Here is a 7,243-nt window from a genome sequence, read left to right as displayed (position 1 = left end):
GAAATAAAATGGAAAAATTACCAAAATTAGGAGTGCCAGTAATAATAGGAATTGTAGTAATTGTGTTTTTAATTGCAAAATCTGCAGTAACTATAGGCCCTGGAGAAGGTGGTGTTATCTTCGAAAGATTAGGAGATGGTATTAATACAGACAAAACGTATGGAGAAGGTTTTCATATTGTGGCACCTTGGAATGATATGATTGTTCGTAAAGTGCGCCAACAATCTATTTCAGACGAGATGAATGTGTTATCTGTAAATGGATTAGAAGTTAAAGTAAACGGAACTATTTGGTATGAGCCAGAATACAGTAACTTAGGTAAGTTAATTAAAACTAAAGGTGAAGATTATGAACGCGAATTACTTGATCCAGCAGTAAATGCAGCTGCTAGAAGTGTTGTAGGTCGTTATACTCCAGAGCAATTATACTCTAGTAAACGAGATGTTATTGAGCAAGAAATTTTAGATGAAGTTACTAAGTTATTAGAAGGTCAATTTTTAATTGTAAAAAGAGTTTTAGTTGAAGACGTTAAATTACCGCCAACAATTAAGCAAGCCATTGAGCGTAAATTAAAGCAAGAGCAAGAGTCTTTAGAGTATGAGTTTAGACTAGTAACAGCGTCTAAAGAAGCAGAAAAAGTAATTATAGACGCTAAAGGTAAAGCAGAATCTAACCGTATTTTAAGTGCCTCTTTAACAGATAAAATTTTACAAGATAAAGGTATTGAGGCAACAGTTAAATTGTCTGAATCACCAAATAGTAAGGTTATTATAATTGGTTCTGGAGAAAGTGGAATGCCTATAATTTTAGGAAATCAATAAATTAGGTTTAAAATATTAAAGATTTCATAAAAATTAAATTTTAGATTCTTTTAATTAGGATTTAAAAACTAATTTTCACAATCTTTGCAAAGAACAAATAAGCAAATGACATTTATCCAATTACATCATCATTATTTTCATACTAGCAATCAAGCGAGCTGAAAGTGTATTGAATAAATTCAACATATTAAAAACCCGTTTGAGCATATCGAACGGGTTTTTTATTTCTACTCATTTCGATTTACTCAAATTAAAAAAATTGAAATGAACAAACTTAAAATTGCAGTCCAAAAATCTGGTAGACTTAATGAAGACTCAATGAGGCTCCTAAAAAATATAGGAATTTCAATAGATAATGGTAAAGACCAATTAAAAGCATCTGCACAAAACTTTCCGTTAGAAGTCTTTTATTTACGTAATGGAGATATACCACAATACTTAAGAGATGGCGTTGTAGATGTTGCTATTATTGGCGAAAATGTATTAATAGAAAAAGGAGAAGACCTACCAATTGTAGAGCGTTTAGGGTTCTCTAAATGTAAAGTCTCTATTGCAGTGCCAAAAGAGTCTAAGGCAGAAAGTTTAAAAGATTTAAATAACTTACGTATTGCGACTTCTTATCCTAAAACAGTTAATAAGTTTTTAGATGAAAATGGTATTAAAGCTAATCTTCATATTATTAATGGCTCTGTTGAAATAGCACCAAATATTGGTTTAGCAGATGGTATTTGTGATATAGTTTCTAGTGGAAGCACCTTATTTAAAAACGGCTTAAAAGAGATTGAAGTACTTTTAAAATCTGAAGCAGTGCTTGCAGTATCTCCAAATATTTCTGAAGAAAATAAAGAGCGATTAGAAAAAATTCAATTTAGAATTCAATCTGTTTTAAGAGGACAAAATTCTAAATATGTTTTATTAAATGCACCTAATGATAAGTTAGACGAGATTATCTCTGTTTTACCAGGAATGAAAAGCCCAACAGTTTTACCGTTAGCAAAAGAAGGTTGGAGTAGCGTGCACTCTGTTATCGATAAAAATCAATTTTGGGAAGTTATCGATGAGCTTAAAGTTAAAGGCGCTCAAGGTATTTTGGTTTGTCCTATTGAGAAAATGGTACTATAATGGACGTCACTTCGAGTGATTTTGAGGCACGAAAAATTGTATCGAGAAGATGCTTAATAATATTTTAAATGAAAACTATACTAAACCCAAATAAATCAACCTGGTCAGCCTTATTAAAAAGGCCTACACAAGCAGTTGATGATATAGAAAACACTGTAAAAGAGGTTTTTGAAGATGTCTCTAAAAATGGAGATCAAGCCATTGCCAAATACACCAAAAAATTCGACAAGTGCGAACTAGATTCAAATATTGTAACTGCTGAAGAATTAGCAAATGTTTCAGCGCTAGTGTCTAACGATTTAAAAAATGCAATACAACAAGCCAAAAATAATATTGAAGCATTTCATGCTGCTCAAAAAACAGAAACAGTTCGCGTAGAAACTGTAAAAGGTGTTAATTGTTGGCAAGAAAAACGAGCGATAGAAAAAGTAGGGTTATATATTCCTGGTGGAACAGCACCATTATTTTCAACTATTTTAATGTTGGTAGTTCCAGCAAAAATAGCCGGTTGTAAAGAGATTATATTATGTACACCTCCAAATGCTGAAGGAAAAATAGCAAACGAAATTTTATACACTGCTAATTTATGTGGTGTTACTAAAATTTTTAAAGTTGGTGGAATACAAGCCATTGCTGGTTTAACTTTTGGTACAGAAACAATACCTCAAGTTTATAAAGTTTTTGGACCAGGTAATCAATACGTTACTGTAGCAAAACAAATAGCTACAAAACATGGTGTAGCTATCGATATGCCTGCAGGTCCAAGCGAATTATTAATTGTTGCAGACGATACTGCAAATCCAGTTTACGTAGCTTCAGATTTGTTAAGTCAAGCAGAACATGGTACTGATAGTCAAGTTATTTTAGTGTCAACGTCTAAAGGTTTGATTACTAAAGTTTCAAATGAAGTTGAACAACAATTAGAAAAACTGCCAAGAAAAGAAATAGCAAGAAAAGCAATAGCAAATTCAAAGCTAATTTATGTTGAAAATGATGATGTAGCTTTAGAAATGATTAACGCGTATGGTCCAGAACACTTTATAGTTTGTGTAGAAAACGAAGATTTGTTTGTAAGCCGAATTGTTAATGCAGGCTCAGTGTTTATTGGTAATTACACACCAGAAAGTGCTGGTGATTACGCTTCTGGAACCAACCATACCTTACCAACTAACGGATTTAGCAAGGCCTATTCTGGTGTGAATTTAGATAGCTTTACAAAAGCTATTACGTTCCAAAAAATAACTAAAGAAGGTATTTTAAATATTGGAAAAACAATTGAGTTAATGGCTGAAGCCGAAGGTTTACAAGCGCACAAAAATGCTGTAACTTTAAGGTTGAAAGATTTAATGTAACTGTCATTCAGAGCACAGCGAAGAATCTATAAAAAGACGACTTTTTTGTCATTCCTGCGAAGGCAGGAATCCACTTTTAAGAAATAATATGAATATAAATATAAACAATCTCGTTAGAGACAATATTAAAGCATTAAACCCATATTCATCTGCAAGAGATGAGTTTAAAGGTGCTGCTGATGTTTTTTTAGATGCAAACGAAAACCCATTTGGAACTTTAAATAGATATCCAGATCCACAACAAAAAGACATTAAACAAAAGTTATCTGCTATTAAAAAGGTAGAAACAAATCAGATTTTTGTTGGAAATGGTAGTGACGAAGTTATCGATTTAGCGTTTCGTATTTTCTGTGAACCAGGAAAAGACAAGGTGTTAACCTTTTCGCCAACTTACGGTATGTACGATGTGTCTGCGAATATTAATAATATAGAAGTTATTTCGCAACCATTAATTAACGATTTTCAAATTAGTCTAAACCAATTACAACCGTATTTAGATTTCGAAGACATAAAAATTATTTTTATCTGTTCGCCTAATAATCCAACAGGAAATAACATTAATCCTGAAGACATTGAATATGTTTTAGAAAATTTTGAAGGCATTGTTGTAGTTGATGAGGCTTATATAGATTTTAGTGCACAAGCATCATTTATTAAAAACATTAATAAATACAATAACTTAATTGTAAGTCAAACATTTAGCAAAGCTTGGGGATTAGCAGGTGTTAGAGTAGGAGTTGCTTATGCAAGTGAGGAAATTATTAAATTATATAATCGTGTAAAACCACCTTATAATGTTAGTACTTTAAATCAAGAAGCAGTTTTAAAAAGCTTAAATAATGTTGAAGTGGTTACTAAAAACATTCAAACAATTCTTGACGAAAGAACAAAGTTAAAAGAAGCATTAAGTAAGCTATCGATAGTAAAAAAAATACATCCTACAGATGCTAATTTTTTGTTGGTAGAAGTTGATGATGCTAATAAAACGTATCAATACCTAATAGAAGAAAAAGTAATTATTAGAAACAGAAGTATGCAAGTTGATAATTGTGTTCGTATTACTCTTGGGACCTCTGAAGAGAATAAACAATTAATAAAAGTACTAAACGAAATAGCGTAATGTTTTGTCATTCCTGCACAGGCAGGAATCCACAATTGAAAGATTAATTAAAAGATTACCGCTTTCGCGGAAATAGGTATGAGTAAGAAAATATTATTTATAGATAGAGACGGAACATTAGTATTAGAGCCACCAGTAGATTATCAACTAGATAGTTTAGAGAAGTTAGAATTCTACCCAAAAGTGTTTCAATACATGGCTAAAATAGCTTCAGAATTGGATTACGAATTGGTAATGATTACAAACCAAGATGGTTTAGGAACAGATTCTTTTCCTGAAGACACCTTTTGGCCTGCTCAAAATAAAGTAATAAGCGCTTTTGAAAAAGAAGGTATTGTTTTTACTGAAGTTTTTATAGATAAAACATTTCCGCATGAAAATGCCGAAACACGCAAACCAAGAACAGGTTTGTTAACGCAGTATTTTGATAAAGAAAAATACGATTTAGAAAATTCTTTTGTATTAGGAGATCGCATTACTGATATGGAATTGGCTAAAAATTTAGAAGCAAAAGGCATTTTTTTATCTGAAGATCCTGAATTAGGAGCAGATGAAATTGAAACGTCTAAACAAGCTATTTTAGACTGTATCGCTTTAACAAGTACAGACTGGGAAACCATTTACGAATTTTTAAAACTTGAAGACCGTGTAGAGGAAATTACACGTAATACCAACGAAACACAAATTTATATTAAATTAAATTTAGATGGTTCTGGTAAAAACGATATTGATACTGGTTTATCTTTTTTCGATCATATGTTAGATCAAATTGGTCGTCATGGAGCAATGGATTTAACCGTTAAAGTAAAAGGTGATTTGGAGGTGGATGAGCACCATACCATCGAAGATACCATGATTGCTTTAGGTAAATTATTTAATAAAGCTTTAGGTAGTAAATTAGGAATAGAACGTTACGGTTTTTGTTTGCCAATGGACGACTGTCTAGCGCAAGTAGCAGTAGATTTTGGAGGTAGAAATTGGTTAGAGTGGGAAGCTAATTTTAAACGTGAAAAAATAGGAGATATGCCAACTGAAATGTTTTTCCATTTATTTAAATCGTTTACAGATGGTGCAAAATGTAATTTAAACATAAAAGCTGAAGGCGTAAACGAGCACCATAAAATAGAAGGTATTTTTAAGGCTTTTGCAAAAGCTATCAAAATGGCAGTAAAAAGAGACTCTAATAAAATGTTTTTACCATCAACTAAAGGAATGTTATAGAATAGTTTTTGTCATTCCTGCCTAGGCAGGAATCCACAAGCTAAAAATAATTAAAAAATAGATTCCTGCCTTAGTAGGAATAACAGAAGAATGAAACTAGTTATAATAAATTATGGAGCAGGAAATATTAAAAGCATTCAATTTGCTTTTAAAAGACTTGGTGTAGATGCTGTTTTGTCTAACAATCTTGAAGTAATAAAAGCTGCAGATAAAGTAATTTTCCCAGGCGTTGGAGAGGCAAATTCAGCAGTAAAAATGCTTAGAGCATCTGGTTTAGACGCTTTAATTCCAAACTTAAAACAACCTGTTTTAGGAATTTGTTTAGGTATGCAATTAATGTGTAAATCTTCTGAAGAAGGAAACACTAAAGGTTTAGGTATTTTTAATGTGGATGTTAAACGCTTTTCAAACAATGTAAAAGTACCGCAAATGGGATGGAACACTATTTCAGAATTAAAATCACCATTGTTTAAAAACATTAAAGAAGATGCTTTTATGTATTTAGTACATAGTTTTTATGCTGAAGCGTGTAACGAGCAAATTGCAACAACAAATTACGAGTTTAATTACGCATCAGCATTACAGAAAGATAATTTTTATGGTGTACAATTTCATCCAGAGAAAAGTAGTGTAGTAGGAGAACAAATTTTGAAGAATTTTTTAGCGCTTTAGCACGTTGTTTTTCCTGCAAGGTTTCAAAAATCGTGTAGGTATTATTAAAAGAAATATTTGTCATTCCTGCGAAGGCAGGAATCTACAAAAAAAGAGAATATTAATTAAAAAAAGATCCCTTTTTTCAAAGGGAATATTATGAGAATAATACCAGCAATAGACATTATCGACGGAAAGTGTGTTCGTTTAAGTAAAGGCGATTATAACACTAAAAAAACATATAACGAAAGCCCATTAGAGGTTGCTAAAGAATTTGAAGCTGCTGGTATTAAGCATTTGCACGTAGTCGATTTAGATGGCGCAAAAGCAAAACACATAGTAAACTATAAAGTATTAGAATTAATAGCAAGTAAAACGAGCTTAAGTATCGATTTTGGTGGTGGATTAAAAACCAATGAAGATTTAAAGATTGCTTTTAATTCTGGAGCTTCTCAAGTAACAGGAGGAAGTATTGCTGTTAAGAGTCCTGACGTTTTTCAAGAATGGTTAACTAAATATGGAAGCGATAAAATTATTCTTGGAGCCGATTGTAATAACGAAAACATAGCAATTAGTGGTTGGTTAGAAGAAAGCGATTTAAAAGTGATTCCTTTTATTCAAGACTATCAAAAAAAAGGAGCAAGCTATGTTATTTGCACAGATATTTCTAAAGATGGTATGCTTGAAGGTCCAAGTTTTGAGCTGTATGAGCGTATTTTAAAAGACTGTCATTCAGAACAAAAGGAAGAATCTATTAAGCTAATAGCTTCTGGAGGAATTTCAACTTTTAGTGAGTTACCTAAGTTAGCCGAGTTAGGTTGTGAAGGCGTAATCATTGGGAAAGCCATTTATGAGAATAGAATTAGCTTAAAACAATTAGAGAATTATATAATTAATAAATAGTTTTTGTCATTCCTGCGTAGGCAGGAATCCACAATAAAAGTAATAGTATAGTT

Annotated in this window: 7 protein-coding genes; all 7 read left to right on the top strand. The window is 31.8% G+C overall.

What is annotated here, in order from left to right:
• Positions 1–8: 8 nt before the first annotated feature.
• The 7 genes from Q0C58_RS10355 to hisA all read left to right on the top strand — a co-directional run bounded on the left by Q0C58_RS10355 (position 9) and on the right by hisA (position 7,190).
• Entirely contained in the window at positions 9–821 is an 813-nt protein-coding gene (locus Q0C58_RS10355; protein ID WP_290701032.1) for a prohibitin family protein, read from the top strand.
• 264 nt (positions 822–1,085) lie between these two features.
• Positions 1,086–1,943 (top strand): ATP phosphoribosyltransferase, encoded by an 858-nt coding sequence (gene hisG / locus Q0C58_RS10350; protein ID WP_290701029.1) that lies wholly within the window; start codon positions 1,086–1,088, stop codon positions 1,941–1,943.
• A gap of 68 nt (positions 1,944–2,011) precedes the next feature.
• Complete coding sequence (hisD, locus tag Q0C58_RS10345; protein WP_290701026.1) at positions 2,012–3,295, top strand: histidinol dehydrogenase; 1,284 nt, start codon at positions 2,012–2,014, stop codon at positions 3,293–3,295.
• An 88-nt stretch (positions 3,296–3,383) separates the two neighbouring features.
• Entirely contained in the window at positions 3,384–4,415 is a 1,032-nt protein-coding gene (gene hisC, locus Q0C58_RS10340) for a histidinol-phosphate transaminase (protein WP_290701023.1), read from the top strand.
• 78 nt (positions 4,416–4,493) lie between these two features.
• Positions 4,494–5,636, top strand: a complete 1,143-nt coding sequence (gene hisB / locus Q0C58_RS10335; protein ID WP_290701020.1) for a bifunctional histidinol-phosphatase/imidazoleglycerol-phosphate dehydratase HisB — start codon at positions 4,494–4,496, stop codon at positions 5,634–5,636.
• 90 nt (positions 5,637–5,726) lie between these two features.
• Entirely contained in the window at positions 5,727–6,308 is a 582-nt protein-coding gene (gene hisH, locus Q0C58_RS10330) for an imidazole glycerol phosphate synthase subunit HisH (RefSeq protein ID WP_290701017.1), read from the top strand.
• 138 nt (positions 6,309–6,446) lie between these two features.
• Positions 6,447–7,190 (top strand): 1-(5-phosphoribosyl)-5-[(5-phosphoribosylamino)methylideneamino]imidazole-4-carboxamide isomerase, encoded by a 744-nt coding sequence (hisA, locus tag Q0C58_RS10325; protein ID WP_290701013.1) that lies wholly within the window; start codon positions 6,447–6,449, stop codon positions 7,188–7,190.
• Positions 7,191–7,243: the final 53 nt, after the last annotated feature.

It is taken from the genome of Lacinutrix sp., assembly GCF_023299985.1.
Lineage (GTDB): Bacteria > Bacteroidota > Bacteroidia > Flavobacteriales > Flavobacteriaceae > Lacinutrix.
The sequence above is the reverse complement of the archived record's forward strand: the minus strand, read 5'-3'. Positions and strand labels throughout refer to the sequence as shown.